Source organism: Streptomyces sp. NPDC048254 (assembly GCF_043201895.1).
Lineage (GTDB): Bacteria > Actinomycetota > Actinomycetes > Streptomycetales > Streptomycetaceae > Streptomyces.
In genome coordinates, this window is sequence record NZ_JBICZJ010000010.1 from 32,409 (window position 1) to 59,184 (window position 26,776).

The window sequence follows — 26,776 nt, forward strand, 5'->3', positions numbered from 1 at the left end:
GGGATGCGCTCGGCTCAGGACCGCTGCGCCGCCCGCCGCTCCATGGCCTCCCGGGCCGCGTCCTCCGACGGGTACACCTCGCACATGTGCCGGCCGTCCGGCGTCGCCGTGTGCTCGACCTCCCACAGGGACAGCTCCCGGCCGTCGCTCAGCAGGAACGCGTGCTCGTAGAGCGAGAAGCTCAAGCCGGTCCGGCCCGCCCGCCCGGGCCGTCCGAACGCCTGGGTGATCTGGTGCGCGAACGCCGTCGCCAGCACCTGAGCCGTCTCCGTGTCCGGCCGGTCGGTGTTCTCCGCACGGCGCAGAAGCCGGCGCGCGTGGTCCGCCGAGTCGTCCGGCACATACACGTGCCGGGGTTCCGGGACCGCCGCCAGCGTCATCAGTACCGGCAGCTCGAAGTCCGGGGCGTCCGGCGGCAACGGCAGCCGCGCCGTCGCGGCCCGCAGCTCCTCCTCGTCGACGTACACCTCGGCCTGCGGGTCGCTGCCCGGCGCGGTGTTGTGCACGAGCTCCCACAGAGTGACCGCCGACCCGTCGGCGAGCAGCCAGGTGTGCCGGTACGTCTCCCGGTGCAGCCCCGCGCTGTGGTGCGCGGAGTGCAGCGAACTGTCGTGCGCCAGCGCGCAGTCCAGCTGCCTTATGGCCTCGTCGGGCAGTTCGAAGGAGTTCAGGGCACGGCCGAGGAGCCGCGCGAGATGCTCCTCCGGAGACTCGGGCGACTCGGCTGGTTCGTACGCTGCCGTCTCGTACGGAACGCTCAAGGTTTCTCCCGGCGTTGCTGCATGTCACCTTGTGGGTGCATACCGTAGCCCCTCGGTCGGACATCATGTCCGGGAACCGAGAAAACGTACGCCGGGAAAACACGCGGGCCGCGCGAAAAGTTCCCGCGCGGCCCGACGATCTGTCAAAACCAGCCGGTCAGACCGTGCTTCCGGCGGTCCACTCGCTCCACGACAGGTTCCACCCGTTGAGCCCGTTGTCCGGCTGTACGGTCTTGTCGGGGGAGTTCTTCACGATCACGACGTCCCCGATGAGGGAGTTGTCGTAGAACCACTTGGCCGTCGTGTCGCCCTGCGCGCCCTGCACGTCCGCGAGCCCCACACAGCCGTGGCTGGTGCCCTCGCGGCCGAACGGCGGGTTGCCCTTGTTGTACCAGTAGTTGCCGTGGATGAACGTCCCCGACTGCGTCAGCCGCATCGCGTGCGGCACGTCCGGGATGTCGTACTCCCCGCCCAGGCCGACCGTCTGGCTGTTCATCCGGGTCTGGGTGAACTTCTCGGAGATCACCATCTGCCCGTTGTACGTCGTGTGCTCCGGGCTGCCCGTCGACACCGGCACCGACCTGAGCGTCTTGCCGTCCCGGACCACCGTCATGGTCTGCGTGTTCGCGTCGACCGTGGAGACCTGCGAACGCCCGACGGTGAAGGTCACCGTCTTCTTCTGCACCCCGTAGACACCGTTCGCGCCCTCGACGCCGTCCAGGTCGATCTTCATCGTGACCTTGGAGCCGGCCTTCCAGTACTCCTGCGGTCGGAAGTCCAGCCGCTGCGACCCGAACCAGTGCCCCACCACCTGCTGGCCGCTGCTGGACGTCACCGTGATGTGCGACTGCACGGCCTTCTTGTCGCTGATGACCTTGTCGAAGTTGAACGACACCGGCATCCCCACACCGACCGTCGTCCCATTGTCCGGCGTGTACGTCCCGATGTAGCTGTTCGCCGAATCGACGGTGGTGAAGATGGAGTTGGCCGCCGCCGTGAGCCCCTTGGAGTCCTTGGCGGTCGCCGATATCTCGTACTTCGTGCCGCGCTCCAGCTGTTCCTTCGGCTTCCAGGTGCTGCCGTCCGCCGCGAGGGTGCCGTCCACGGCCTGCCCCGACCCCGCCACGGTCATCTTCACGACGGTCAGCTTGCCGTCGCTGACCTGCACGCCGGTCGTGTTGATGGACGCGCCGGTCGAACCGTCCTTCGCCGAGATCAGGATCTTCGCGGTCGACGTCTTGGCGGCGCTGTCCTGCCCGCCGCCCTTGCTGTCGTCGCTGTTGGCGTTGGCGTTGCCGCCACAGCCGGTCAGGGTGAGGGCGCCGACCATCAGGGCGGCACAGGCCCCCAGTGCGCGCCGCGCTGCAATGTCCGGCGTTGTCACGGGCTGCTCCAGGTTCTTGTGATGTGCGTGATCCGCTCCAGTGCGTGGAGAGAGAGGGCGGCGGCGCGGGTTCGGGTTCCCCCGAACGGCCGTGAACGCCATCACGTGACAGAACCGGGACAATCAGCGGGGCGCGTGAGGTCAGGGCGCGCCCCTCGCCGCCGTCATCACGCCCCGTACAACTCCCCGTACGACGGCCACACTCCGCCCGGGCCGGCCACGGACTGGGCGGCCCGCACGGCGCGCACGACGGCGCGCGTCACCAGGTCCGCGCCGGCCGCGAGGATCTCGTTGAGCGCAAGCGGGCTCGCGTCGAGCGGCCGCGCGCCCGTCGCCAGCGCGAACACCGTGTCCCCGTCGTGCAGCAGGTGCACCGGCCGCACGGCGCGCGCGATCCCGTCGTGCGCCGTCCCGGCCAGCTTCTGCGCCTGCGCCTTCGAGAGGTCGGCATCGGTCGCCACCACCGCGAGTGTGGTGTTGAGCGGCGGGAGCCCGTTCTCGGCGGCGGCCTCGGCGAGCCGCCGGCGCGCGGCCGCGTGCACCCGCTCCTCGGGGTACTCCACGCGCCCCTGGAACAACTCCCCGTACAGCACGCCTGTTTCGGGATCCATCACGGCGCCGGCGGCGTTGGCCACCACCAGCGCGGCCACCGTGATCCCAGACTCCAGCACCGCGCTCGCGCTGCCCACCCCGCCCTTCAGTTCCCCGGCCACGGCGCCCGTACCGGCCCCCACGCACCCCTCCCGCACCGGTGCCCCGGGTGCGCTCGCCGCGGCTTCCTCGACCGCCGCGCGCCCCGTGGCCGCGTCCGGCCGGGCCCGGAAGTCCCCGCCCCGCCCCAGGTCGAAGACGCAGGCGGCGGGCACCACCGGCACGACGTGCGCCGGATCCGCCCCCACCCGCACCCCGCGCCCCCGTTCCTCCAGCCAGGCCATCACCCCGGACGCCGCGTCGAGTCCGTAGGCGCTGCCGCCCGTGAGGACGATCGCCTCCACCCGCTGCACCAGGTTGCGCGGGTCGAGTGCGTCCGTCTCCTTGGTACCCGGACCGCCGCCGCGCACGTCCACCGCGGCGACCGCGCCGCCCTCGGGAGCGAGCACCACCGTGGTGCCGGTGAGCCAGCCGTCGCCCCTGCGGGACGCGTGTCCCACCCGCAGCCCGGCCACGTCCGTCAATGCGTCAACTGTCATGGCGGCCAGTCTGGCCCAGCCCGCCGTCGTCGCGGAGCGTCAGGAGGCGGTCGCGGCGGCGTCCGCCGTGCGCCCGCGGCCGGCTGCGCGCGCCGTCAGAGTCGTCCCGGTCGCCACCGCGAGCGCCGACACCAGGCCCGCCGCCGGCACCGCCCAGTCGCCCAGGAAGGTGCAGCAGATCACCAGCAGCGCCGTCATCGGCAGCACCAGCTGCTGGGCGATGCCCACCTTGAAGTACCGCGAGTGCAGCGCCCACACGGTCAGCAGATACAGGGCCGTCGGCAGGGTCACGGCCGCCGAGGCGGCCAGCGTCGAGATGTGCGCCGTGCCGACCGCCTGCTCGACGGCCACCTCCAGGCCCGCGCCGATCGAGGCCGCCGACGCGAAGATCAGGTAGTGGCCGTAACCCCACAGGAACGATTCCCTGTTGGAGCGCAGATGGCCGTGGATCGGCACCACGAAGTAGATCCACCACGCGGAGAAGACGATCAGCAGGCCGCCCGCCGCGATCGGCAGCAGCTCTCCCAGCGCGTCATGCTCGGTCAGGGCCGACTTCATGGCGACGGTCGCCGCCGCGATCGTCTCCCCGAGCACGATGATCGTGAACAGCCCGTAGCGTTCGGCGATGTGGTGCGGATGCCAGGAGGTGGCAGAGGCCTTCTCCGCATACAGCGGCACACACATCTCGACGACCGCCATCACCAGGAACACCCAGGCGCGCGCGTGCTCCGGCAGCAGCACCAGTCCCAGCCAGCCGACCAGACACAGCAGCACACCGCCCGCGTACCGGAGCGCCATCGTTCTCTCCGCGCCCTCGGCCGATCGCGCGGCTCTCAGCCACTGCGCGGCCATCGCCAGCCGCATGATCACGTAGCCCAGCCAGACCGCCATGTAGTCGTGGTCGGCGAAGGACCGCGAGACGCCTGCCGCCAGCACCAGCACGCCGGCGATCTGGATCAGGGTGACGACCCGGTAGAGCGCGTCGTCGTTGTCGTACGCCGAGGAGAACCAGGTGAAGTTCATCCAGGCCCACCAGATGGCGAAGAACACCATCGCGTAGTTCAGGATGCCCTCGCCGGGATGGCCCTCCGCGACGGCGTGAACCAGCTCCCCACCCGCCTGTGCGATGGCCACCACGAAACACAGGTCGAAGAAGAGCTCGAGCGGCGAGGCGACGCGGTGGGCTTCGTCGCGCCCGCGCGCGGTGAGCCGGCGCAGCGGCCGGAGGGGCTGGGGCGCGCCCTGGGGAGCGGGCGCCGGAGTGGAACTCGACGTCATGCGTCCAGCACAGCAGAAAAGGGCAGCGAAAGCTTGTGAAGGAGTTCACGAGTGGAGGGCGGTGAGAACGGCGAGAGGAGTGCGGGCGGCGTCCTGACCGGACCGCCGGACGGACGGTGTGCACGCGCGCGTGGGCGACGCCCGGGCGCGCGACGCAGGCGACCGCCGGCACGGGCTCCGGGTACGGCTCGGGGACCGTCGTGGTGCCCAGGGGCTGCTCCTCGCTCTCGAACAGCTGACTGATCTGCTCGTCCAGGAACGCGCGGAATCCGGTGAGCAGATCCGGCCCTGTATAGGGGTCGGCGCCATCGCCCTCCCGCGTGGGCACGGCATCCACGGCCTCGTCTGCGGCCTCGTGCCGGTCAGGCCGGGTGGCAGGCCCGGGGCCGACCGCCGCCTCGGCCGGGCCGGGACCGTTCGGGGCAGGCGTGTGACCGTACGGACCGTACCCTTGAGGCATGAGTACCGCCGCCCCTGAGCCCGAGCCGCGCGACCCGAAGGCCGCGCTGATCTTCGACGACCCGCTGGACCGGCAGTCGTCGGACGACACGGACGGCGGCTGGGGCGAACGCCCCGCAGGGGACTCGGCGGCGGACCTCAAGCGCTTCCTCGACGAGAAGCCGCCCCACCACCTCTGAACCGTCCGCGCCGTAGCCCGGACCCACCACCGCCGAGCGGCCCGCGCTGTCGCCCGGACCGCGCGCGGCAGCGTCGCTAGCGCTCGTTGTGCCCGGACCCGCGCTGTGCGATCAGGGCGTCGCGGATCTCCTTCAGCACCTCCAGCTCGGTCACCTCGACGACCTCGCGCGTGCCCTCCCTCGCCCTCCTGCGGGCCTCCACCCGGGCCAGGTACTTCGCCATCGGCAGGATCATCAGGAAGTACACGACCGCCGCAGTGATCACGAAGCTCAGTGTGGCGCCCAGGACGGAGCCCCACATGATCGGAATGCCGCTCTTCACCGTGCCGTCCGGGTTCAGCGCGCACGGGTCCTTCAGGCAGGAGCTGTAGCTGTCGAGGTTCTTCGTGCCGATCGCGCCGACCAGCGGGTTGATGATCCCCTTCACCACCGAGTTGACGATGTTCGTGAAGGCGGCGCCGATGACCACCGCGACCGCCAGATCGACGACGTTGCCGCGCATCAGGAAGGCCTTGAAGCCCTGCCATATGCCCGGTTCGTTCTTCTCGCTCACCTCGGGGACTCTCCTTGCATGCACAGGGTGTGGAACAAAACGCTCCGCAACCTACGTCACCATGCGGCCATCGTGCCCAATCCGATAGCTCGAACGAGGGGCTTGACAGGATTCGGCCAAGAAATCTCCCCAAGCTGTTCAGCACAACGTCACCGCCAGCCGCGCCGTGGCGCTCGCGCCGACCAGCCGTGCCGCGGCGGCACGCGGAACCGAGAGCACGACCAGCGCCCCGCTCTCCGAGGTCCCCTCGACCGGCTCCGGCAGCCCCGTCACACGTACCCCGCGCGCGATCACCCGGGCGTCCCCGCCCGTCGAGGGATCCCCGGCGGCGATGACGTCCACCCGGTCGCCCGGGCGCAGCAGGCGGACCGTTGCGGCGTCGGCGATCCGAACCGGCGCCGTCACCATGTCCACAGGCGGGGCGTGCCGCCGTACCGGCTGCGTGACCGGATGCTTCCGGGGCCGGTCGGCGCGCAGGGGATCCGTGGCGGTGCGGGGTCCGGCCGCGACGAGCGCCGCCGCCGTGACCGCCAGGCCGGCCGCGAGGGCCCGCCTGCGGTGCCGCAGGAGCCGCCCCAGCCGGTAGCTCCCGCCGCGTACCCGCACCGGGTCGAAGTGCGGGACCTCGCAGGTGGCGGGGGCGTCCGTGCCCAGCGGGCGCGGGACGCGAAGGGGAGGGGGGAAGGCGGGGGACGAGGGTGGGGGAACGGACATGTGGATCACCACCTGCGACGAGGAATCGGCTTGCGAGACCACGATGAGGCCTCGCGCCGAAACACGTCGGAGCCCGTGGACCATCCACGGGTTGTGGACAACTCCGCCACCCGAATGGGGAGTTCCGCCCGTTTTCCACAGGGGGCCGGACGCTCGGCAACCGTCCCGCCGCCTGTGCTACGGCAGCGGGAACCCCGGATCCATCCCGCCGAGCGCGTTCGTGCACAGGCAGTCCCGTGCCGCGTTCTCCGGCAGGGCCGCCACCGCGTCGAACAGCACGCCCCGCAGCCGGTCCACGTTCGCCGCGAACACCTGCAGCACCTCGTCGTGCGAGACGCCCTCACCGGTCTCGGCGCCCGCGTCCAGGTCGGTGACCAGCGTCAACGACGTGTAGCAGAGCTCCAGTTCACGGGCGAGCGCCGCCTCCGGATGGCCGGTCATGCCCACCACGGACCAGCCCTGAGCCTGATGCCACAGTGATTCGGCGCGGGTCGAGAAGCGCGGCCCCTCGACCACGACCAGCGTGCCCCCGTCCACCGGCTCCCAGTCCCGGCCGCGGGCCGCCTTGAGCGCCGCGGTGCGCCCGGTGGGGCAGTAGGGATCGGCAAGGGAGACGTGCACCACGTTCGGCACGGTGCCGTCGGGCAGCGGCAGCCCGTCGAAGTACGACTGCGCCCGGGACTTCGTACGGTCCACCAGCTGGTCCGGCACGAGGAGCGTGCCCGGCCCGTACTCGGGGCGCAGACCGCCCACCGCGCACGGGCCGAGCACCTGGCGCACGCCGGCGGAGCGCAGCGCCCAGAGGTTGGCCCGGTAGTTGATGCGGTGCGGCGGCAGATGGTGGCCGCGTCCGTGGCGGGGCAGGAAGGCGACCCGGCGGCCGGCGATCTCGCCGAGGAAGAGGGAGTCGCTGGGCGGCCCGTAGGGCGTGTCGACCTGGACCTCGGTCACGTCGTCGAGGAAGGAGTAGAAGCCGGAGCCGCCGATTACGCCGATCTCTGCGTTCACCATGCCCAGCACACTAGCTGGCCGCCGGAGCACACAGGAGCCGGTGCCAGGGAACACCTCGGACCCCGCCGTCGTACGACGGCGGGGTCCGGGAGGAGGGGTCTCAGGCGGCGGAGCTGCTGGCCGAGCCCGAGGAGGACGTCGAACCCGACGAAGACGTCGAGGACGACGACTTCGAATCGGACGACTTGGAGTCGGACGACGTGCTCGACGAGCCGGAGCCGGACGACTTCGACGCGGGGCTGCTGCTCGACGAGGAGCCGCGGCTGTCGTTGCGGTAGAAACCCGAGCCCTTGAAGACAATGCCGACGGCGGAGAACACCTTCTTCAGGCGGCCACCGCAGTTGGGGCACTCGGTCAGGGCGTCGTCGGTGAACTTCTGCACCGCCTCGAGGCCCTCGCCGCACTCGGTGCACTGGTACTGGTAGGTCGGCACTGTCTTCCTCCTGGCACTCTCACTCGATGAGTGCTAACGACGGTCCATAGTGACGTATTCCTGAGGATCAGTCCACCGTCACCGGCACGCGGTGACCGACGCCACGTGCGACCGTACGGTTCCGGGGCCGGGTGACGAGCCGCGAGCGCAGCGCCAGCAAGGTCACCAGGGCGAGCACCGTGCCCGCCATCGGCACCAGGAACCCGGCGCCGCCCCACAGGCGGTCCTCCAGCTGTCCGGCGACCGTGACCGCGGCCGCCTGGCCGAGCGCCACCGCGCCGGTCAGCCAGGTGAACGCCTCCGTGCGGGCGCCGGCCGGGACCAGGCCCTCGACCAGCGTGTAGCCGGTGATCAGCGCGGGTGCGATGCACATGCCGACCAGCAGACCGAGGCCGGCCAGGACGAGCACGGAGTGGGACGTCCACAGCGCCGACGCGGTCAGCGCGAGCGCCGCGTAGCCGACGACCAGGCGCCGGTGCGGGGCGGCCTTCCAGACGATCGCGCCGCAGACGATGCCCGAGAGCATGTTGCCCGCGGCGAAGGTGCCGTACAGGACACCGTTCAGGCCGGGCTCGCCGATCGACTCGGTGAACGCGGCGAGCGAGACCTGCATGCCGCCGAAGACGGATCCGATACCGAGGAACGCGACGACCAGCACCCGCACGCCGGGGACGCGGAGCGCGGAGACGTGCTGCACGCGCGTGTGGCCGGTGCCGGTCACCCGCGGCTGGGTGCCGCTCTGCGCGGCGAAGAGGAGGCCGCCGACCAGGGTCAGCGCGGCTTCCGTGACCAGGCCGGCGGCCGGGGTCACGGTGGTGCACAGGGCGGTCGCGAGCAGCGGCCCGAAGACGAAGGTGAGCTCGTCCGTGACGGACTCGAAGGCGGCCGCGGTGGACATGAGGGGCGAGTCCTGGAGCTTCACGCCCCAGCGGGCGCGCACCATGGGGCCGACCTGCGGCACCGAGGCGCCGGTCGGCACGGCCGCAGCGAACAGCGCCCACAGGGGCGCGTGCGCCAGCGCGAGCGCCGTGAAGGCGAGGCCCGACAGCGTGTGGGCCAGCACTCCGGGGATCAGTACCGCGCGCTGTCCGTAGCGGTCGGCGAGGCGGCCGCTGTAGGGCGCGAACAGCGCCATGGAGACACCGGTGACCGCCGCGGCGGCGCCCGCGGCGCCGTATGAGCCGGTGGTGTGCTGCACGAGCAGCACGATCGAGATGGTGAGCATCGCGAACGGCTGGCGCGCCGCGAAACCGGGGAGCAGGAACGTCCAGGCGCCGCGGGTGCGCAGCAGCTGTCCGTATCCCGGGCGGGACGGCGGCGCCGAGTTCTCCGACGGCTCGGTGGTGACCGTGGATGCCACGGCCGTGCCTTTCTGCCGCCTGGTAGCGCGCCCGTGCGGGGGCGCCGAGAGCTGTCCTCTTGCGCGGAACTGCGGTAGATACCGGTGTCCACTGCGAAGAGCGATCCGGCCGCCATACGGTCGCGCCAGCTCTGCGTCAGGCAGAGTTGGTTCGATCAGGGTGCTTTCATCGTACAGGGCTCAACCCCTCGTGGGCCTGTGAAAACGGGCACCACGGGGGCCGTTCACCTGGGATTGGCGGCGGTGTGAACCCGCCGAAACGCGCACTTAATACGCGCCTCACGCGCCCCGCGCGCCCGCGCTCACCGCCCGGAGGGCGACCCCGACCCCGATCCCGACCCCGCGCCCGCCGTCCCGTTCGTGCCCAGCCAGCCCGCCAGCTTGCCCCCGTGCCCGACCGCGCGCAGCCGCCGCTCCGCGATGTCGCGCACCGGGTCGGTGGCGACCACGAGGAGTTCGTCCCCGCGCCGCAGCACCGTCGTGGGCAGGGGGACAAACGATTTTCCTTCGCGGACGACCAGGGTGACGGCGGCTCCGGCGGGCAGCCGCAGTTCGTTGACCTCGACGCCGTGCATCCGCGAGCCCTCGGGGATCGAGACGGACAGCAGGTGCCCGCGCAGCCGCTCCAGGGGTGCGGACTCGATGCCGAGGTCGGCTGCCTCGGGCCCGGTGCCGAGCCGCAGCTTGCGGGCCAGCCAGGGCAGCGTCGGCCCCTGGACGAGGGTGTAGACGACGACCAGGACGAAGACGATGTTGAAGATCCGGTGGCTGGTGTCGACGCCGTTCACCATGGGGATCGTCGCCAGGATGATGGGGACGGCGCCGCGCAGGCCGGCCCAGGACATCAGGGTCTGCTCCCGCCAGGGCACACGGAACGGCGCGAAACTGACGATCACGCTCAGGGGCCGCGCCACCATGGTGAGCGCGAGCCCGATGATCAGGGCGGGCCAGATGTCGTCGCCGAGCTCGTGCGGGGTGACCAGCAGGCCGAGCAGGACGAACATGCCGATCTGGGCGATCCAGCCGAGTCCCTCGGCGAAGCCGCGCGTGGCGGGCCAGTGCGGCAGCCTGGCGTTGCCGAGCACCATGGAGGCGAGGTAGACGGCGAGGAAGCCGCTGCCGTGCGCCAGCGCGCCGGCGGCGTATGCCGTGACCGCGATGGCCATCACGGCGATCGGGTAGAGGCCGGAGGCGGGCAGCGCCACGTGCCTGAGGCCCCAGGAGCCGAGCCAGCCGACCGCGAGGCCCATGGCCGCGCCGATGGCCAGCTCCAGGGCTATCTCGCCGAGCAGGACGTACCAGTGCTCGACCGGTCCCGCGGTGGAGAAGGCGACGACCAGGATGACCACCGGGGCGTCGTTGAAGCCGGATTCCGCCTCCAGCGTGCCCGTCACGCGCGCGGGCAGGGGAATGCGCCGGAGCACCGAGAAGACCGCCGCCGCGTCCGTCGAGGACACCACCGCTCCGATGATGAGCGCCTGCCGCCACTCCAGCCCGACCAGATAGTGCGCGCCCGCCGCGGTGACCCCGACGCTCACCCCGACCCCGACCAGGGCCAGCATGGACGCGGACGCCAGGACCGGTTCGACCTCCTTCCACTTCGTGCCGAGACCGCCCTCGGCCAGGATCACGACCAGGGCCGCGTACCCGATGACCTGGGTCAGTTCGGCGTTGTCGAAGTGGATGTCGCCGATGCCGTCCTGGCCCATGAGGACGCCGATCCCCAGGTACACGAGCAGGCTGGGGAGCCCGCTACGCGAGGAGATCCGGACCGCCGCGACGGCGACGAGCAGGACCAGGGAGCAGACGAGCAGGAGCTGGTTGAGGTGCTGGACAGTCAGTGGCGATTCCCTTCGTCGGCTCGCGCGCGGGCGACGCGAAAGCTCACGTACACAAGACCCGAGGCTGCGGCACCCCGCACCCAAGTACTTCGTTACCTTACCTAACTCTTGACGCTTTCTTGACGTTCCGCGAGGCAAGATCGAACGCCCGTGCCCGCCGGTTCCAGACACCGCGTCAAGGCGCGCAAGGCCCTGCGCCTATGGTTGCTCCAGCACTCCAGGACCGCCTGCCGCTCGCGTTAGGACAGCAAGGACAGCGATGCCCCCCAACACCACCGCCACATCGGGTGACAAGCCTGGCAAGTCCGGCAGGAAGAAGGGGCGCAAAGCCCGCCTGATCGTTCTGGTGCTCGTCCTCGCCATCGTCGGGGGCATCGCCTACGGGGCGTACTGGTCGATCAGCACGGTCCGCGCGTCCTTCCCGCAGACCAAGGGTTCGCTCACGCTCAAGGGCCTCTCCGGACCCGTGACCGTGAAGCGGGACGGCTACGGGATCCCGCAGATCTACGCCTCCTCCGACGAGGACCTGTTCATGGCGCAGGGCTACGTCCAGGCGCAGGACCGGTTCTACGAGATGGACGTGCGCCGTCACATGACGTCCGGGCGCCTGTCGGAGATGTTCGGCAAGGGCCAGGTGAAGGACGACGAGTTCCTGCGCACCCTGGGCTGGGACCGGGTCGCGAAGGAGGAGTACGACACCAAGCTGTCGGACTCGACGAAGAAGTACCTCCAGGCCTACTCCAAGGGAGTCAACGCCTACCTCGCCGGCAAGGACGGCAAGGACATCTCCCTGGAGTACGCGGCCCTCGGCTTCATCAACGACTACAAGCCCGAGCAGTGGACTCCCGTCGACTCGGTCTCCTGGCTGAAGGCGATGGCCTGGGACCTGCGCGGCAACATGGATGACGAGATCGACCGGGCCCTGATGACCAGCCGCCTCGGCCCGCAGCAGATCAAGGACCTCTACCCGGACTACCCGTACAGCCGTAACAAGCCGATCGTCCAGGAGGGCCAGTACGACGAGCTCACCAAGACGTTCGAGCAGAGCGGCTCCACGAGCGGCTCCGGGACCTCGACGGACACGAGTGGCTCCTCCACCTCGTCGGCCACCGGTTCGGGGCTGACAAGCCAGCTGGCGGGCCTCTACAACGTCCTGGACGACGTCCCCACGGCCGTCGGCGTGAACGGCCAGGGCATCGGCTCCAACTCCTGGGTCGTCGGCGGGCAGTACACCATCACCGGCAAACCGCTGCTGGCCAACGATCCGCACCTGTCGGCCTCGCTGCCGTCCGTCTGGTACCAGATGGGCCTGCACTGCACCACGGTCTCCAGCAAGTGCCAGTACGACGTCACCGGGTACACCTTCGCCGGCATGCCCGGTGTGATCATCGGCCACAACGCGGACATCGCCTGGGGCATGACCAACTCGGGTGTCGACGTCACCGACCTCTACCTGGAGAAGCTCTCCGGCGACGGCTACCTGTACGACGGCAGGACCAAGCCCTTCACGAGCCGCGAGGAGACCATCAAGGTCGCCGGCGGCACCTCGAAGAAGATCGTCGTACGGCAGACCGCCGACGGGATGCCCCTGCTCTCCGACCGCGACGACGAACTCGTCAAGGTCGGCAAGAAGGCCTCCGTCGACAACGCCGCACCCGACCGCGGCGACGGCTACGGCGTCGCGCTGAAGTGGACCGCCCTCGACCCGGGCACCACCATGGACGCAGTCTTCGCCCTCGACAGGGCGTCCGACTGGAGCTCGTTCCGCGAGGCGGCCGCCCAGTTCGACGTGCCGTCGCAGAACCTGGTCTACGCCGACACCAAGAACCACATCGGCTACACGCTGCCCGGCAAGATCCCCACGCGTTCGTCGGCCGACGACGGCTCCATCCCGGCCCCCGGCTGGGACTCCAAGTACAAGTGGACCGGCTACATCAAGCAGGACGAACTGCCCTACGAGTACGACCCGAAGCGCGGCTACATCGTCACCGCCAACCAGGCCGTGGTCGACAAGGACAAGTACCCCTACACGCTCACCACGGACTGGGGCTACGGCGCCCGCAGCCAGCGCATCACCGACCTGATCGAGTCGAAGATCAAGGACGGCGGCAAGATCTCCACCGACGACATGCGTCAGATGCAGCTGGACAACAGCAGCGAGATCGCCAAGCTGCTCGTGCCCAAGCTGCTGAAGATCAACCTCGACGACAAGGACGTCCGCGAGGCGCAGAAGCTCCTCGAGGGCTGGGACTACACCCAGGACGCCGACTCCGCTGCCGCCGCCTACTTCAACGCGGTCTGGCGCAACATCCTCAAGCTCGCCTTCGGCAACAAGCTGCCCAAGGAACTGCGGGTGAAGGGCCAGTGCCTGTGGGTCGAGAAGGCCGACGGCACCGGTCCGGTCGACGACGACACCAAGGTCCGCGAGTGCGGCGAGCGCGACGCCGACCAGGCCCAGCCGGACGGCGGTGACCGCTGGTTCGAGGTGGTCCGCACCCTCATGGACAAGCCGGACAGCGACTGGTGGAAGACGCCGGCCGGAGCGGGTGACCGCAACAAGGCCGACAACATGGACGAGCTGTTCGAGCGTGCCATGGTCGACGCCCGCTGGGAGCTGACCGCCAAGCTCGGCAAGGACATCGACACCTGGAGCTGGGGCCGGCTGCACCGCCTGTTCCTGAAGAACCAGACGCTGGGCACCGACGGTCCGGCCATCGTCCAGTACGTCCTCAACCGCGGCCCCTGGAAGCTCAGCGGCGGCGAAGCCACGGTCAACGCGACCGGCTGGAACGCCGCCGGCGGCTACGGCGTCGTCTGGGTCCCCTCCATGCGGATGGTCGTCAACCTCGACGACCTCGACAAATCCAAGTGGATCAACCTCACCGGAGCCTCCGGCCACGCCTTCAGCGCCCACTACACGGACCAGACCGGCAAGTGGGCCGACGGCGAGCTGCTCCCGTGGTCGTTCTCGGACAAGGCGGTCGACAAGAGCACCGGCGACACGCTCGTCCTCAAACCCTGAACTGTTGACCGCACGCCGGCGAAAGCGGCCCTCCACGCACGCGTGGAGGGCCGCTTCACGTACCGGCGCCTGCCGTCGCCGCGCGTGCCGGCTGCCTCAAGAGCCCGCGAACCGGCGCGCGCCCGACGGCGTCACCACCGCTTGCACCGGCCGGTCGTGCGCCTCCGCGGGCACGCGTTCGACGACCTCCGTGTCGTACAGCAGCACCACGAGCGCCGGGCGCGCGCCCGCGCGCTCCAGACGTGCCAGTACGCGGTCGTACGACCCTCCGCCGCGCCCCAGCCGCATCCCGCGCGCGTCGACCGCGAGCCCCGGCAGCAGCACGACGTCGGCGGCGAGCACGGCGTCCGGGCCGAGGAGTTCACCGGAGGGTTCGAACAGCGCCATCTTCCCGCCGTGTTGGACGCGCGCGAGGGAGCCCTCCCCGGCGTACGCGCCCCAGTCCAGGTCGTTGTCCGGCAGGAGCGCGGGGAGCAGGACGCGTACGCCCCGCGTGAGCAGCGCGTCGAGTAGCGTGAGGGTGCCGGGCTCGCTCCCGACGGAGACGTACGCCGCCACCGTGCGTGCACGCGCCAGCTCGGGCAGTTCCAGAGCGTGCTCGGCCAACGCGTCGGACGACTCCCTGACGACGTCTGTCGTCAACCTGTTCCTCACCCCCAGGAATTCTCGTCGCAACATTCGCTTGTCAGTCTCGCCCCCGGGTTCACTGTGCTGCACAGGTCGTCCCCGCATCCTTTCTAATCCGCTCATATGAGTGTCAATTAACCGGAGCCTCAGATTCTTCGCAAAGGCACCGGATAAGGTTGCGGACATGACTCAGTCGCACCCCAGGATCAGCAAGGCTGTCATTCCCGCGGCCGGCCTCGGCACCCGGTTCCTGCCGGCCACCAAGGCCACTCCCAAGGAGATGCTGCCGGTCGTCGACAAGCCGGCGATCCAGTACGTGGTCGAGGAGGCCGTGTCCGCGGGGCTCGACGACGTCCTCATGATCACCGGACGCAACAAGCGCCCCCTGGAAGACCACTTCGACCGCAACTACGAGCTGGAATCGGCGCTCCAGAAGAAGGGCGACGCCAGCCGGCTCGCCAGGGTCCAGGAGTCCAGCGACCTGGCCACGATGCACTACGTGCGCCAGGGCGACCCCAAGGGCCTCGGCCACGCCGTGCTCTGCGCGGCCCCGCACGTGGGCCACGAGCCCTTCGCCGTCCTGCTCGGCGACGACCTGATCGACCCGCGCGACCCGCTGCTCCAGCGCATGATCGAGGTCCAGGAGCAGTACGGCGGCAGCGTGATCGCGCTCATGGAGGTGGACCCGGAGCAGATCCATCTGTACGGCTGCGCCGAAGTGGAGACCACGGTCGACGGTGACGTCGTCAGGGTGACCGGCCTGGTGGAGAAGCCGGACCCGGCGGACGCCCCGTCGAACTACGCCATCATCGGCCGCTACGTCCTCGACCCGCACGTCTTCGACATACTGCGGCACACCGAGCCGGGCCGCGGCGGCGAGATCCAGCTCACCGACGCCCTGCAGCAGCTCGCCCAGACGTATTCATCAGCGGCTACCGCCGCGGGGAAGGCCGGCGGCCCCGTGCACGGCGTCGTCTTCAAGGGCCGCCGCTATGACACCGGCGACCGCGGCGACTATCTGCGTGCCATTGTCAGGCTCGCGTGCGAACGTGAAGACCTGGGCCCGGACTTCCGGACCTGGCTTCGCAGTTACGTAGCCGAGGAGATGCAGCAGAGTTGAGCAGCGCCGCGACCCGCCCCGCCGGCCAGGACCACCTGTGGTCGGTGGACGAGCACCTGGAGGACATCCTCACCACCGTCCGCCCCCTGGAAGCCATCGAGCTGCAACTCCTCGACGCCCAGGGCTGCGTTCTGGTCGACGACGTCATGGTGCCGGTGTCACTGCCGCCGTTCGACAACAGCTCCATGGACGGGTACGCGGTACGGGTCGCGGACGTGGCGGGCGCGAGCGAGGAGTTCCCGGCCGTCCTGGAGGTCGTCGGGGATGTCGCGGCGGGCGCGGCGGAGCTCACCCCGGTCGGTCCCGGCCAGGCCGCCCGGATCATGACCGGTGCCCCGCTGCCGCCCGGCGCCGAGACCGTCGTCCCCGTGGAGTGGACCGACGGCGGACTCGGCGAGGGACCGGTCGAGGGCATGGTGGCGCGCAGCCTCGCGCCCGAGGGAGCCGAGGGGCACGTGCGCGTGCACCGGCCGGCCGAGGCACGCGCACACGTGCGCGCGAAGGGCAGCGACGTGCGGGCGGGCGAGCGCGCACTGGAGGCCGGCACCGTGCTGGGACCGCCACAGATCGCGCTGCTCGCCGCGATCGGCCGCGGCTCGGTACGCGTGCGCCCGCGCCCGCGCGTGGTCGTCCTGTCCACCGGCAGTGAGCTCGTCCAGCCCGACGAGGAGCTGGGCAGCGGCCAGATCTACGACTCCAACAGCTTCGCCCTCACCGCCGCCGCCCGGGACGCGGGAGCCATCGCCTACCGGGTGGGCGCGGTCGTCGACGACGCCGACACCCTGCGCTCCACTGTCGAGGACCAGCTCGTCCGAGCCGACCTGATGGTCACCACGGGTGGTGTGAGCGTGGGGGCGTACGACGTCGTCAAGGAGGCGCTGGCGCACGTCGGCGACGCGGACGAGGCGGGCGGCGGCATCGACTTCCGCAAGCTCGCCATGCAGCCGGGCAAGCCCCAGGGCTTCGGCTCCATCGGCCCCGACCACACGCCCCTGCTGGCCCTGCCCGGCAACCCCGTGTCGTCGTACGTCTCCTTCGAGCTGTTCGTCCGCCCCGCCATCCGCACCCTGATGGGCCTCCCGGACGTGCACCGGCCCCGCACCAAGGCGACCCTCAAGGCGGACCGGGCGCTCGGCTCGCCCAAGGGGCGGAGGCAGTTCCTGCGCGGGGCGTACGCCGACGGCGAGGTGACCGCAGTGGGCGGCGCCGGTTCGCATCTGGTCACCGCCCTGGCCCACGCCGACGCGCTGATCGTCGTACCCGAGGACGTGGAGTCCGTCGAGCCCGGCAGCGAGGTCGAGGTCGTCCTGCTCGGCTGACCCGCGCGCGTACCCGTTCGCCGGGCGGTCCTGCCCGGTGGTGCGCGCCGGCATGGCGGTACCGTGTCGCGCACAGCAGGCCCGAGCGCCGCACCGCGACGGGCCCGGACCGGGAGCGCCACACAGCATGACTGAGCCTTCCCGGGGGGACACCCCCGGACGCCCTGCGCCAGACCGCCTCACGCACATCGACGACGTGGGCGCGGCCCGCATGGTCGACGTGTCCGGCAAGGACGTGACCGCGCGCACCGCACGCGCCAGCGGACGCGTGCTCGTCTCGCCCCGCGTGATCGAGTTGCTGCGCGGCGAGGGCGTCCCCAAGGGCGACGCCCTCGCCACCGCGCGCATCGCGGGCATCATGGGCGCCAAACGCACCCCGGACCTGATCCCGCTGTGCCACCCCTTGGCGGTCTCCGGTGTGAAACTGGATCTGTCGGTCGCGGACGACGCCGTGGAGATCCAGGCCACCGTGAAGACGACGGACCGCACGGGCGTCGAGATGGAGGCCCTCACCGCGGTCTCTGTCGCCGCACTCACCGTGATCGACATGGTCAAGGCGGTCGACAAGGGAGCGGTCATCACGGACGTACGCGTGGAGGAGAAGACGGGCGGCAAGTCGGGCGACTGGAGCCGGGAGTGAACGCCGGGCCGTCCGCCGGTGGTGCGCCGCGCGCGCCGTACCGTGCGCTGGTGGTGACCGCCTCCAACCGCGCCGCCGCCGGCGTCTACGAGGACAAGGGCGGGCCGCTGGTCGCGGCGGGACTGGAGGGCTTCGGATTCACCGTGGACGGGCCGCGGGTCGTGCCCGACGGGGATCCCGTGGCAGCCGCCCTGCGCGCGGCCGTCGAGGCCGGGTACGACGTCGTCGTCACCACCGGAGGCACCGGCATCTCGCCCACCGACCGCACGCCCGAGGCGACCCGTGCGGTGATCGACCACGAAGTCCCGGGCATCGCGGAGGCCGTCCGTGCGTTCGGACGGGAAAAGGTGCCCACCGCCGCGCTCTCCCGGGGTCTGGCCGGGGTGGCGGGCCGGACACTGATCGTCAACCTTCCGGGGTCCACCGGCGGGGTACGGGACGGCCTGGCCGTCCTGGAACCGCTGCTGGCGCACGCCGTCGACCAGATCCGAGGCGGCGACCACCCCAGATCCAGCACCGGGGGTGCGAGCTGAACAGCCCATCCTGGCCCGTCGTGCTGGTGGACGGCGATGTCGTCCTCCGGCCCATAAGGGTGCGCGACCAGCGGGCCTGGCGCGACGTCAACCGGCGCAACCGCGACTGGCTGCGCCCTTGGGAGGCGACCATCCCGCCGCCCACGCCCAGCGGCCCGATCGCGCACCGGCCGACCTACCGGCAGATGGTCCGGCACCTGCGCTCCGAGGCGAACGCGGGCCGCATGCTGCCCTTCGTCATCGAGTACCAGGGGCGCCTGGTCGGGCAGTTGACGGTCGCCGGGATCACCTGGGGGTCGATGTGCTCGGGACACGTCGGCTACTGGGTGGACCGGGCGGTGGCCGGCCGCGGGGTGATGCCGACGGCCGTCGCGCTCGTGGTGGACCACTGTTTCCGCACGGTTGGTCTGCACCGCATCGAGGTCTGCATTCGCCCCGAGAACCGGCCCAGCCGCCGGGTCGTGGAGAAACTCGGATTCCGTGAGGAGGGGCTGCGGCCGCGTTATCTCCACATCGACGGCGCCTGGCGCGACCACCTCGTCTTCGCTCTCACGGCGGAAGAAGTGCCCGAGGGGTTGCTCGCCCGCTGGCGGCGGGAACGCTCCCAGAGCGAGTCGCCGAAGGCACCGGGTACGACGGGCACCCCGAACGTGCCCTGGAATCCGCAGAACACTCCAGGGAATCCCGGCTAGCCGAAAAATGGAATACATGTTCGAAAATGATCGACTGGTGACCGTCTCGGGGCATTGAATTCGCGGCTCCGACGCCTGGCTGATCGCATCGGTCACAAAAAAAGCTCGAAATATCAGCCAGATCGTGCGACACACCGGCGCAATTGGCAGATGGCCCCACGCAAACCCCTCTACCGTGTGAGGCGTGAGCAGCAGCGGCCTCATCTACGCAGTCATTGTCGGGGCCTGGGCCGCCTACTTGGTGCCGATGTGGCTCCGTAGGCAGGACGAGCTGAACGAGGCCCGTCCGACGGAACGCTTCAGCACCGCCATCCGGCTGCTGTCCGGACGGGCGGGGATGGAGCGCCGATACGCCAGGGACCTGCGGGCGCGCTCCGCCTTCGAGGGGGAGCAGGACGCCGGTGATCCGGACGCCGTCACCGACTCGGTGGACGTCCGGGCCTTCGCCATGCCTCCGACCCGCCGTCAGGTCCGGGCCGAGGCGGAGCCGGAGGCGCCCGGGCGCCAGGAACCGGCACGCGACCAGGCGGTCGCGCCGGCGGCCAAGTCCCCGTCCACACCAGCCCGTCAGGCAGGCACCACGCCCGCCCCGGCATCCACCCCCGCGCGCAAGCGAGTTCCGGCCGCGCGGCGCGCGTCCTCGGCACAGACGGCCGAAGCGCGCGCCCGGCGTACGAAGTCACTCGCGCGCCGTCGGCGCACCACAGTGTTGCTCTTCGTCGCATTCACGCTGGGCGCGATCGTCGCCGCCGTCGGGGGGCTGGCGTTCCTGTGGGCGCCGGGCGTACCCGCCGTCATGCTCAGCGCCTACATCGCCTACCTCCGCGCACAGGAGCGTCGGCGCTTCGCCTACCAGATGGACCGGCGTCAGGCCGAGGTCGCCGCACAGCGGTTGCGGGAGCGCCAGCCGCGGCGGCGCGCGCCTCTCGACCCGGGCGCGGTCGCCGACGAACCGGACGAGGGACCAGCGGCCGAGACCGACCCCGGCCTGTCCGCGCTCGCCGCTGACCGGCGCGCCCTAGTCGAACAGACCGACCACGCCGAGTGGGTCGACCAGCAGCGCGAACGGCAGCGGCGGCCCGGGCACGGGGACAGCTGGGACCCGGTGCCGGTGCCACTGCCGACGTACGTGACCGCGCCGGTCGCGCCCCGCGCCACCTCCGACGTGGACCTGGGGGCGCCCGACGCCTGGAGTTCGGCCCGGTCCAGCTCCGTCGCGCCGGAGCAGGAGACCAAGCCGGTCGCGCCGGAGGCGGAGGCGGAGGAGCCGGAGACCGCTGCCGACGACAAGTCGGCGGACGGCCGGACCGACGCGCGCCGCGCGGCCTCTGCGCGCCGCGCGCGCGAGCGTGGCCGCACGCCCCTGTTCGACCAGTACGAGGACGGCGACCGCCCGCGCGCGGCCAACGAGTGACACCAAGAGAGCGCGGGGCGCCTCCCGGTACCCCGGTCCTGACCAGTCAGGGAACGGATTTCCAAGCACCCCGACAGGGATGCTAGAGTTTCACTCGTTGCAAGGGCCTGTGGCGCAGTCCGGTAGCGCACCTCGTTCGCATCGAGGGGGTCTGGGGTTCAAATCCCCACAGGTCCACTGCACGATGAGATCCCGGCGATCATGATGATCGCCGGGATCTCCGTTGTTTCCGGGTTCTCCCGACCGGCGGATGCCGCCGAAGGGCGAGTTGGTCCAGGGCTGAGGGCCGGGTGGTCACCCGGCCGGATCGGTACGGCAGTTGGGGTCGACGTGGCGGCACCACGATCCGCCCGGCGCCCGGCGCCGAGTCCCTGCCTCAAATGGCGCCCTCGAACGACCAGGCGTGACGTGGATTACAGATCGCCCCGCAGGGTCTTCTCGCCTCGCAGGGCCTTCGCATAGCAGCGGCTCGACTCGTAGTGGCGGTAGTAGCCGAACTTCACGCACGGCTCGTAACCGCTGGAGGTGTACAGGGCGATCGCCTCCGGCTGCTTGATGCCCGTCTCCAGGACCATGCGGAGGCGGCCGGCCGCGCGGGCATCGTCCTCCAGGGCCGCGAGCATGCGGCGGGCCAGGCCCCGGCCACGCATCCCCTCGATGACGAACATGCGCTTGAGTTCGGCGTCGCCGTCCTCGTTGCCCTCGCCGTTCTCGTCCTGGCTGCGCCAGCCGCCGGTGGCCACGGGGCGGTCGGACTCGTCGTACGCGATCAGGTAGACGCCGTTCGGCGGTGCGAAGTCGGCCGGGTCGAGGGCCGTGGCGTCGCCGCCGTCGCCGTAACGCAGGTGGTACTCGGCCTGGACCTCGTCGTTCAGCTTGATGGCGTCGGGGTGGTCGAAGGCGACGCGACGTATATTCATGTAAGGCATCGTATATTCGTGCAGGCGGTGAACCGCGATGGGCATCGGGACTGCGTCCAGTGTGCCGGTATCGTGCCCTGGTGCTGACTGTGACCTCGGTGAATGTGAACGGACTGCGGGCCGCCGCGAAGAAGGGCTTCGTGGAGTGGCTCGCGGAGACCTCCGCGGACGTGCTCTGCCTGCAGGAGGTGCGCGCGGAGCCGCAGCAGCTCCCGGAAGGGGTGCGCGCGCCCGGCGGATGGCACGTCGTGCACGCCCCCGCGGCCGCCAAGGGGCGCGCGGGTGTATCCCTCTATACCCGGCGTGAGCCGGACCGTGTGCGCGTCGGCTTCGGCTCGCGCGAGTTCGACGCGAGCGGGCGCTACGTCGAGGTCGACCTGCCTGGCGTCACCGTCGCCTCCCTGTATCTGCCCTCCGGGGAGGTCGGTACCGAGCGGCAGGACGAGAAGTACCGGTTCATGGACGAGTTCCTCGCCTACCTGAAGGAGCTGCGCGAGCGGGCCGCCGCCGATGGGCGCGAGGTCGTCGTCTGCGGCGACTGGAACATCGCCCACCAGCAGGCCGACCTGAAGAACTGGCGCGGCAACACCAAGAACTCCGGCTTCCTGCCGGAGGAGCGGGAGTGGCTCGGCAGTGTCCTGGACCCGGCCGACGGCGGGTACGTCGACGTCGTGCGCGCGCTGCACCCGGAGGTCGAGGGGCCGTACTCCTGGTGGTCTTACCGGGGGCGGGCTTTCGATAACGACGCAGGTTGGAGGATCGATCTCGCCGTGGCGACCCCTGGGCTGGCAGCCCGCGCCGTCAAGGCAGTCGTGGAGCGGGCGGCCAGCCATGATGAACGGTGGTCGGATCACGCTCCTGTGACGGTGGTCTTCGAGATGTGACGCGGTCCGGTGCCCTCGCCGAGTGCGAAGGCCGGACGTGAGGTATCCGGTCCGAGGCGGTGAGCCGGACGACTGCGCGCTGCCGGGCCGGCGAGGGCGGGGTGAGGTGGGCGGAGTCGCTTGAGGACTACGTCTGGGCACATCGATGGTCCGAGTGATGTTCGCGATCGGTGATCTAGCCCGGATCTAGCCCCTCTTGCGCAGCCGCCGGTCCAGGGCCAGGGACATCTCCGCCTCCACCACGCTCCGCGCCAGGGGGCGCAGACGTTCCATGTCGTCCTCGGGGCCGTGGCGCAGGACGAGGTCGGCGAAGAGTTCGGCGAGGGCGTCGGCGTGCTCGCGGACGCTTCGGCCGGCCGCCAGAACCTCCGCGAGCGGGAAGCCCTCGCGGACCAGAGCCTCCGAGGCGTCCAGCAGGCGGCGGCTGATGTGGACGATGTCGTCGCCGTCGGTGCCGAGGTAGCCGAGGTCCAGGGCGGCGGCAAGGTTCTCCGGGGTGGCCTCGCCCTCGAAGCGGGCGGCGAGTTCCTCGGGGGTCAGGCGGACCGGCTCCTCCTCGGTGGGGGTGCCGACGCCGAGCAGGTCTGCCACGTCGCGGCCGTGGTCGAAGGCCTCCGCCAGCTCCGCGATGCCGTTCAGGGTGTGGCCGCGCTCCAGGAGTGCCGAGATCGTGCGCAGCCGGGCCAGGTGGTGGTCGTCGTACCAGGCGATACGGCCCTCGCGGCGGGGCGGCGGGATGAGCTTGCGCTCGCGGTAGAAGCGCAGCGTGCGCACGGTGATGCCGGCCAGGCCGGCCAGTTCCTCCATGCGGTACTCGCGCGGTCCGCCGCCGGATGCGTGGGGCTGGTCGCGGTCCGTGGAGGTTGTTCGTCCGCCGTCGTCCGTCACGTGCGCAGCCTATGTTGTACCGCCGGTAACTTTCCTCCGTCCGGCCCCTACCCATCAGTACGGAGCTGCTCTACAGTCCCATTGCGCCAGTGTTCACTGGCGTAATCACGGTCGATGTGTGGAGGCTCTGGGATGGCCCAGCACGAGCATGTACGGGTGGCGGTGATCGGGTCCGGGTTCGGCGGACTGGGCGCGGCCGTGCGGTTGCGCAGGGAGGGGATCACCGACTTCGTCGTCCTGGAACGGGCCGGCAGCGTCGGCGGCACCTGGCGGGACAACAGCTATCCGGGGTGCGCCTGCGACGTGCCCTCCCACCTGTACTCCTTCTCCTTCGCACCCAACCCCGACTGGCCGCGCACCTTCTCCGGGCAGGAGCACATCCGCGCCTATCTGGAGCACGTCGCCGACGTCTTCGGGCTGAGGCCCCACCTCCGTTTCGACTCCGAGGTCAAGCGGATGACCTGGGACCCGGAGAAACTGCGCTGGGACATCGAGACGGCCGCCGGTACGCTCTCCGCCGACGTCGTCGTCTCCGCCACCGGGCCGCTGTCCGACCCGAAGATCCCCGAGATTCCGGGGCTGGACTCCTTCCCCGGCAAGGTCTTCCACTCGGCCCGCTGGGACCACGACTACGACCTGCGCGGCAAGCGGGTCGCCATGGTCGGCACCGGCGCCTCCGCGATCCAGATCGTGCCCGCCATCCAGCCCGAGGTCGCGAAACTCACGCTCCTCCAGCGCACGCCCCCGTGGGTGATGCCCCGCGTGGACCGCGCCATCAGCGCCGCCGAACGCCGGATGCACCGGGCGCTGCCCTTCACCACCCAGACCCGGCGCGGGTTCCTGTGGGGGATCCGGGAACTCCAGGTCCAGGCGTTCACCAAGCGCCCCGACGAGCTCGGCCTGGTCGAGAGCCTCGCCAAGCGCAACATGGCACGCGCGATCAAGGACCCCGCCCTGCGCGCCAGGCTCACGCCGGACTACCGCATCGGCTGCAAGCGGATCCTGCTGTCCAGCACCTACTATCCGGCGCTGGCGCAGCCCAACGTGGACGTGGTGGCGAGCGGGCTCAGCGAGATCCGCGGATCGACGGTGGTGGCCGCCGACGGCAGCAGCGCCGAGGTCGACGCGATCATCTTCGGCACCGGCTTCCACGTCACCGACATGCCCATCGCCGAGCGGGTCGTCGGCGCCGACGGGCGGACCCTTGCGGAGGCATGGAAGGGCGGCATGGAGGCGTTGCGCGGTGCCGCTGCCGCCGGGTTTCCCAACTGGATGACGATCATCGGGCCCAACACCGGCCTCGGGAACTCCTCCATGATCCTCATGATCGAGTCCCAGCTGAACTACATGGCCGACTATCTGCGCCAGCTCCATGTCCTCGGGGGGCGTGCGGCCCTGAACGCGCGCCCCACCGCCGTGGCCGCCTGGAACCACAAGGTCCAGGAACGCATGAAGCGCACCGTGTGGAACACCGGCGGCTGCACCAGCTGGTACCTGGACGCGAGCGGCCGCAACACCACCATCTGGCCCGGCACGACGACGGAGTTCCGGCGCGCGACCCAGCGGGTGGATCTCGCGGAGTACGAGGTGGTCCGCGCGCCCCTGACCAGCGGTGCGGACGGCGCGAACGGCGTGCACGGCGCCAAGTCCGGTGCGGAGGTGGGCGCGTGAGCCGGCTCACCCACGTGACCACCGGGCCGTACGCCCCGCCCGCGCCCGCGCGCGAACTCACCGCCGTCTCCGCCGACGGCGCGCGCCTGCACGTCGAGGTGCACGGCCCCGAGAACGCGCCCCCCGTCGTCCTCGCCCACGGCTGGACCTGCTCGACCGCCTTCTGGGCGGCGCAGATACGGGAACTGGCCGCCGACCACCGGGTCATCGTGTACGACCAGAGAGGGCACGGGCACAGTCCCGCGAGCCCCGCGTGCACCTCCCAGGCGCTGGCGGACGACCTCGAAGCGGTCCTCGTGCACACGCTCGCACGCGGGGAGCGGGCCGTGATCGTCGGGCACTCCATGGGCGGCATGAGCGTCATGGCGGCCTCCGCGCGTCCGCGCTTCCGCGAGCACGCCGCCGCGGTCCTGTTGTGCAGCACCGGCAGTTCGCGGCTGGTCGCGGAGGCGCGCGTCATACCGTTGCGCGCCGGGGCTGTGCGCACCTGGCTCACGGCGCACGTCCTGGCTTCGCGCGCCCCGCTCGGACCGGTCACACCCGTCGCCCGGAGCATCCTCAAGTACGCCACCATGGGCGCCGGTTCTGCCCCGCACATGGTGGAAGCGTGCGCGCGGATCGTGCACGCCTGCCCGCGCGCCGTGCGCCACGCCTGGGCGCTCGTCCTCGCCCATCTCGACCTCGACGACGGCGTACGGGAGTTGCGCGCGCCGACGGCGGTCATCAGCGGCGCGTCCGACCGGCTCACGCCCCCTCTGCACGCCCGCGCGTTGGCCGCAGCACTACCGCACTCCCTCGGTCTCACCGAGCTGCCCGGTATGGGCCACATGACTCCGGTCGAGGCGCCGGAACTGGTCAACGGAAAGATCCGGGAACTGGTCACCGCGTATGTGACGGACACCCCCGGCCGAGCCGGCGCCGAGGCGCCCGAGCGGATCAAGGAGGGCTCATGAGCAGGGTCGGTCTCGAAGGACAGGTCGCCGTCGTCACCGGAGCGGCGCGCGGGGTCGGTGAGTTGCTCGCCCGCAAGCTCTCCGCGCGCGGGGCGAAGGTCGCGCTGGTCGGGCTGGAGGAGGAGGCGCTCAAGGAGGTCTCCGGGCGGCTGCACACCGACAGTGCGTACTGGTACGCCGACGTCACCGATCACGAGGCGATGAGCCGGGTGGCGCGGGAGGTCAAGGAGCGGTTCGGGAAGGCCGATATCGTGGTGGCCAACGCCGGGGTGGCGAACGGCGGTCCGTTCGCCGAGTCGGATCCCGAGGCCTGGCGGCGGGTGATCGAGGTCAACCTGATCGGCTCGGCGGTCACGGCACGCGCGTTCCTGCCGGTGCTCACGGAGAGCCGGGGCTATCTGCTGCAGGTGGCGTCGCTGGCCGCGATCACACCGGCACCCATGATGACGGCGTACTGCGCGTCCAAGGCGGGCGTGGAGGCGTACGCACACAGTCTGCGCGCCGAGGTCGGCCACCAGGGGGTGCGCGTCGGGGTCGCGTATCTGTCCTGGACGGACACCGACATGGTGCGCGGCGCCGACCAGGACGACGTGATGCGGGAGCTGCGGCAGCGGCTGCCGTGGCCGTCGAACAAGACGTACCCGCTGGGCCCTGCGGTGGACCGGATCGTGGCCGGGATCGAGCGGCGCTCGGCACACGTGTACGGCCAGTGGTGGCTGCGGGGGATGCAGGGCGTGCGCGGGTACCTGCCGGCGCTGATCGGGACGGTCGGGCAGCGCGAGATGAAGCGGTTCGCGCCCCGCTTGCAGGGCATGCGCACCGGGCTCGTCGGCGCAGGTGGGGCGGCTGATGAGGAGGCGCGCGCTACGCACCGTCATTGATCGAAATGCGGGCTGTAGCGCCCCGTGTGAGTCTGGTCGAGGCCCCACC

The 26,776-nt window shown here is 70.9% G+C and carries 25 protein-coding genes and 1 tRNA gene; 13 read left to right on the top strand and 13 right to left on the bottom strand.

Annotation, left to right across the window (positions count from 1 at the left end; all coding sequences use genetic code 11):
* Nucleotides 1–14 precede the first annotated feature (14 nt).
* From ACGFZQ_RS26985 to ACGFZQ_RS27000, 4 genes are all read right to left on the bottom strand, one after another.
* Nucleotides 15–761 carry a DUF6227 family protein gene (locus tag ACGFZQ_RS26985; protein WP_393842480.1) on the bottom strand — a complete coding sequence of 249 codons (747 nt, stop codon included), beginning with the start codon at nt 759–761 and terminating at the stop codon, nt 15–17.
* Nucleotides 762–918: 157 nt separating this feature from the next.
* Nucleotides 919–2,145 carry an Ig-like domain-containing protein gene (locus ACGFZQ_RS26990; RefSeq protein ID WP_393842481.1) on the bottom strand — a complete coding sequence of 409 codons (1,227 nt, stop codon included), beginning with the start codon at nt 2,143–2,145 and terminating at the stop codon, nt 919–921.
* A 167-nt stretch (nt 2,146–2,312) separates the two neighbouring features.
* Nucleotides 2,313–3,335 carry a P1 family peptidase gene (locus tag ACGFZQ_RS26995; protein WP_351739073.1) on the bottom strand — a complete coding sequence of 341 codons (1,023 nt, stop codon included), beginning with the start codon at nt 3,333–3,335 and terminating at the stop codon, nt 2,313–2,315.
* Between the two features lie 39 nt (nt 3,336–3,374).
* Nucleotides 3,375–4,613, bottom strand: coding sequence for a low temperature requirement protein A (locus tag ACGFZQ_RS27000; RefSeq protein WP_393842482.1), 1,239 nt, complete (start codon nt 4,611–4,613; stop codon nt 3,375–3,377).
* A gap of 458 nt (nt 4,614–5,071) precedes the next feature.
* Here ACGFZQ_RS27000 and ACGFZQ_RS27005 point away from each other — a divergent pair, with 458 nt between their 5' ends.
* Nucleotides 5,072–5,251 carry a hypothetical protein gene (locus ACGFZQ_RS27005; RefSeq protein WP_351712247.1) on the top strand — a complete coding sequence of 60 codons (180 nt, stop codon included), beginning with the start codon at nt 5,072–5,074 and terminating at the stop codon, nt 5,249–5,251.
* Between the two features lie 76 nt (nt 5,252–5,327).
* Here ACGFZQ_RS27005 and mscL read toward each other — a convergent pair whose 3' ends face one another.
* From mscL to ACGFZQ_RS27035, 6 genes are all read right to left on the bottom strand, one after another.
* Nucleotides 5,328–5,804, bottom strand: a complete 477-nt coding sequence (gene mscL, locus ACGFZQ_RS27010) for a large conductance mechanosensitive channel protein MscL (protein WP_393842483.1) — start codon at nt 5,802–5,804, stop codon at nt 5,328–5,330.
* 138 nt (nt 5,805–5,942) lie between these two features.
* Nucleotides 5,943–6,518: a hypothetical protein gene (locus ACGFZQ_RS27015; protein WP_393842484.1), complete on the bottom strand. Its 576-nt coding sequence runs from the start codon at nt 6,516–6,518 to the stop codon at nt 5,943–5,945.
* 177 nt (nt 6,519–6,695) lie between these two features.
* Nucleotides 6,696–7,529 carry an S-methyl-5'-thioadenosine phosphorylase gene (locus ACGFZQ_RS27020; RefSeq protein WP_393842485.1) on the bottom strand — a complete coding sequence of 278 codons (834 nt, stop codon included), beginning with the start codon at nt 7,527–7,529 and terminating at the stop codon, nt 6,696–6,698.
* Between the two features lie 100 nt (nt 7,530–7,629).
* Nucleotides 7,630–7,962, bottom strand: a complete 333-nt coding sequence (locus ACGFZQ_RS27025) for an FmdB family zinc ribbon protein (RefSeq protein WP_393842486.1) — start codon at nt 7,960–7,962, stop codon at nt 7,630–7,632.
* Between the two features lie 67 nt (nt 7,963–8,029).
* The gene (locus ACGFZQ_RS27030; RefSeq protein ID WP_393842487.1) at nt 8,030–9,322 is read right to left on the bottom strand and encodes an MFS transporter; all 1,293 of its coding nucleotides are present in this window, start codon (nt 9,320–9,322) and stop codon (nt 8,030–8,032) included.
* Nucleotides 9,323–9,624: 302 nt separating this feature from the next.
* Entirely contained in the window at nt 9,625–11,163 is a 1,539-nt protein-coding gene (locus ACGFZQ_RS27035; RefSeq protein WP_393842787.1) for a potassium/proton antiporter, read from the bottom strand.
* A 259-nt stretch (nt 11,164–11,422) separates the two neighbouring features.
* Between ACGFZQ_RS27035 and ACGFZQ_RS27040 the strand changes: the two genes are divergently transcribed.
* Entirely contained in the window at nt 11,423–14,185 is a 2,763-nt protein-coding gene (locus tag ACGFZQ_RS27040; RefSeq protein WP_351739056.1) for a penicillin acylase family protein, read from the top strand.
* A 96-nt stretch (nt 14,186–14,281) separates the two neighbouring features.
* Here ACGFZQ_RS27040 and ACGFZQ_RS27045 read toward each other — a convergent pair whose 3' ends face one another.
* Nucleotides 14,282–14,863 (bottom strand): 5-formyltetrahydrofolate cyclo-ligase, encoded by a 582-nt coding sequence (locus ACGFZQ_RS27045; RefSeq protein WP_393842488.1) that lies wholly within the window; start codon nt 14,861–14,863, stop codon nt 14,282–14,284.
* Between the two features lie 133 nt (nt 14,864–14,996).
* Here ACGFZQ_RS27045 and galU point away from each other — a divergent pair, with 133 nt between their 5' ends.
* The 7 genes from galU (at nt 14,997) to ACGFZQ_RS27080 (ending at nt 20,707) form a co-directional block, all read left to right on the top strand.
* Complete coding sequence (gene galU / locus ACGFZQ_RS27050; protein WP_393842489.1) at nt 14,997–15,932, top strand: UTP--glucose-1-phosphate uridylyltransferase GalU; 936 nt, start codon at nt 14,997–14,999, stop codon at nt 15,930–15,932.
* Nucleotides 15,929–17,251, top strand: coding sequence for a gephyrin-like molybdotransferase Glp (gene glp, locus ACGFZQ_RS27055; RefSeq protein ID WP_393842490.1), 1,323 nt, complete (start codon nt 15,929–15,931; stop codon nt 17,249–17,251). The genes galU and glp overlap by 4 nt, the downstream gene beginning before the upstream one ends.
* A gap of 127 nt (nt 17,252–17,378) precedes the next feature.
* Nucleotides 17,379–17,891 carry a cyclic pyranopterin monophosphate synthase MoaC gene (gene moaC, locus ACGFZQ_RS27060; RefSeq protein ID WP_351739047.1) on the top strand — a complete coding sequence of 171 codons (513 nt, stop codon included), beginning with the start codon at nt 17,379–17,381 and terminating at the stop codon, nt 17,889–17,891.
* A complete protein-coding gene (locus ACGFZQ_RS27065; protein WP_393842491.1) occupies nt 17,888–18,424 on the top strand; it encodes a molybdenum cofactor biosynthesis protein B in 537 nt (178 codons plus the stop codon). Before moaC ends, ACGFZQ_RS27065 begins: the two co-directional genes overlap by 4 nt.
* A gap of 20 nt (nt 18,425–18,444) precedes the next feature.
* Nucleotides 18,445–19,116: a GNAT family protein gene (locus ACGFZQ_RS27070; RefSeq protein ID WP_351739042.1), complete on the top strand. Its 672-nt coding sequence runs from the start codon at nt 18,445–18,447 to the stop codon at nt 19,114–19,116.
* A 184-nt stretch (nt 19,117–19,300) separates the two neighbouring features.
* On the top strand, nt 19,301–20,530 hold the full coding sequence (gene glpR / locus ACGFZQ_RS27075) for a gephyrin-like molybdotransferase receptor GlpR (RefSeq protein ID WP_393842492.1): 1,230 nt from the start codon (nt 19,301–19,303) through the stop codon (nt 20,528–20,530).
* Between the two features lie 103 nt (nt 20,531–20,633).
* Nucleotides 20,634–20,707 (top strand) — tRNA-Ala (locus tag ACGFZQ_RS27080).
* A 236-nt stretch (nt 20,708–20,943) separates the two neighbouring features.
* Here ACGFZQ_RS27080 and ACGFZQ_RS27085 read toward each other — a convergent pair.
* Entirely contained in the window at nt 20,944–21,450 is a 507-nt protein-coding gene (locus ACGFZQ_RS27085) for a GNAT family N-acetyltransferase (protein WP_351739037.1), read from the bottom strand.
* A gap of 59 nt (nt 21,451–21,509) precedes the next feature.
* Here ACGFZQ_RS27085 and ACGFZQ_RS27090 point away from each other — a divergent pair, with 59 nt between their 5' ends.
* Nucleotides 21,510–22,334 (top strand): exodeoxyribonuclease III, encoded by an 825-nt coding sequence (locus ACGFZQ_RS27090; protein ID WP_393842493.1) that lies wholly within the window; start codon nt 21,510–21,512, stop codon nt 22,332–22,334.
* Nucleotides 22,335–22,520: 186 nt separating this feature from the next.
* On the opposite strand, the gene ACGFZQ_RS27095 is transcribed toward ACGFZQ_RS27090, so the two are convergent.
* Complete coding sequence (locus ACGFZQ_RS27095; RefSeq protein WP_393842788.1) at nt 22,521–23,141, bottom strand: MerR family transcriptional regulator; 621 nt, start codon at nt 23,139–23,141, stop codon at nt 22,521–22,523.
* Between the two features lie 213 nt (nt 23,142–23,354).
* On the opposite strand from ACGFZQ_RS27095, the gene ACGFZQ_RS27100 reads away from it, so the two are divergent.
* From ACGFZQ_RS27100 to ACGFZQ_RS27110, 3 genes are read left to right on the top strand one after another with little or no spacing between them, the layout of a single operon-like run.
* Nucleotides 23,355–24,893 (top strand): flavin-containing monooxygenase, encoded by a 1,539-nt coding sequence (locus ACGFZQ_RS27100; RefSeq protein WP_393842494.1) that lies wholly within the window; start codon nt 23,355–23,357, stop codon nt 24,891–24,893.
* Nucleotides 24,890–25,846 (top strand): alpha/beta fold hydrolase, encoded by a 957-nt coding sequence (locus tag ACGFZQ_RS27105; RefSeq protein ID WP_393842495.1) that lies wholly within the window; start codon nt 24,890–24,892, stop codon nt 25,844–25,846. The genes ACGFZQ_RS27100 and ACGFZQ_RS27105 overlap by 4 nt, the downstream gene beginning before the upstream one ends.
* On the top strand, nt 25,843–26,727 hold the full coding sequence (locus ACGFZQ_RS27110; RefSeq protein WP_393842496.1) for an SDR family oxidoreductase: 885 nt from the start codon (nt 25,843–25,845) through the stop codon (nt 26,725–26,727). Before ACGFZQ_RS27105 ends, ACGFZQ_RS27110 begins: the two co-directional genes overlap by 4 nt.
* Nucleotides 26,728–26,776: the final 49 nt, after the last annotated feature.

Excerpts from the sequence above, each read along its gene's own strand:
- ACGFZQ_RS27095 (WP_393842788.1), bottom strand. The coding sequence starts at position 23,141 with ATGGAGGAACTGGCCGGCCTGGCCGGCATCACCGTGCGCACGCTGCGC.
- ACGFZQ_RS27100 (WP_393842494.1), top strand. The coding sequence starts at position 23,355 with ATGGCCCAGCACGAGCATGTACGGGTGGCGGTGATCGGGTCCGGGTTC.
- ACGFZQ_RS27085 (WP_351739037.1), bottom strand. The coding sequence starts at position 21,450 with ATGAATATACGTCGCGTCGCCTTCGACCACCCCGACGCCATCAAGCTG.
- ACGFZQ_RS27000 (WP_393842482.1), bottom strand. The coding sequence starts at position 4,613 with ATGACGTCGAGTTCCACTCCGGCGCCCGCTCCCCAGGGCGCGCCCCAG.
- ACGFZQ_RS26995 (WP_351739073.1), bottom strand. The coding sequence starts at position 3,335 with ATGACAGTTGACGCATTGACGGACGTGGCCGGGCTGCGGGTGGGACAC.
- moaC (WP_351739047.1), top strand. The coding sequence starts at position 17,379 with ATGACTGAGCCTTCCCGGGGGGACACCCCCGGACGCCCTGCGCCAGAC.
- ACGFZQ_RS27005 (WP_351712247.1), top strand. The coding sequence starts at position 5,072 with ATGAGTACCGCCGCCCCTGAGCCCGAGCCGCGCGACCCGAAGGCCGCG.
- ACGFZQ_RS27040 (WP_351739056.1), top strand. The coding sequence starts at position 11,423 with ATGCCCCCCAACACCACCGCCACATCGGGTGACAAGCCTGGCAAGTCC.
- ACGFZQ_RS27020 (WP_393842485.1), bottom strand. The coding sequence starts at position 7,529 with ATGGTGAACGCAGAGATCGGCGTAATCGGCGGCTCCGGCTTCTACTCC.
- ACGFZQ_RS27045 (WP_393842488.1), bottom strand. The coding sequence starts at position 14,863 with ATGTTGCGACGAGAATTCCTGGGGGTGAGGAACAGGTTGACGACAGAC.
- ACGFZQ_RS27110 (WP_393842496.1), top strand. The coding sequence starts at position 25,843 with ATGAGCAGGGTCGGTCTCGAAGGACAGGTCGCCGTCGTCACCGGAGCG.
- ACGFZQ_RS27015 (WP_393842484.1), bottom strand. The coding sequence starts at position 6,518 with ATGTCCGTTCCCCCACCCTCGTCCCCCGCCTTCCCCCCTCCCCTTCGC.
- galU (WP_393842489.1), top strand. The coding sequence starts at position 14,997 with ATGACTCAGTCGCACCCCAGGATCAGCAAGGCTGTCATTCCCGCGGCC.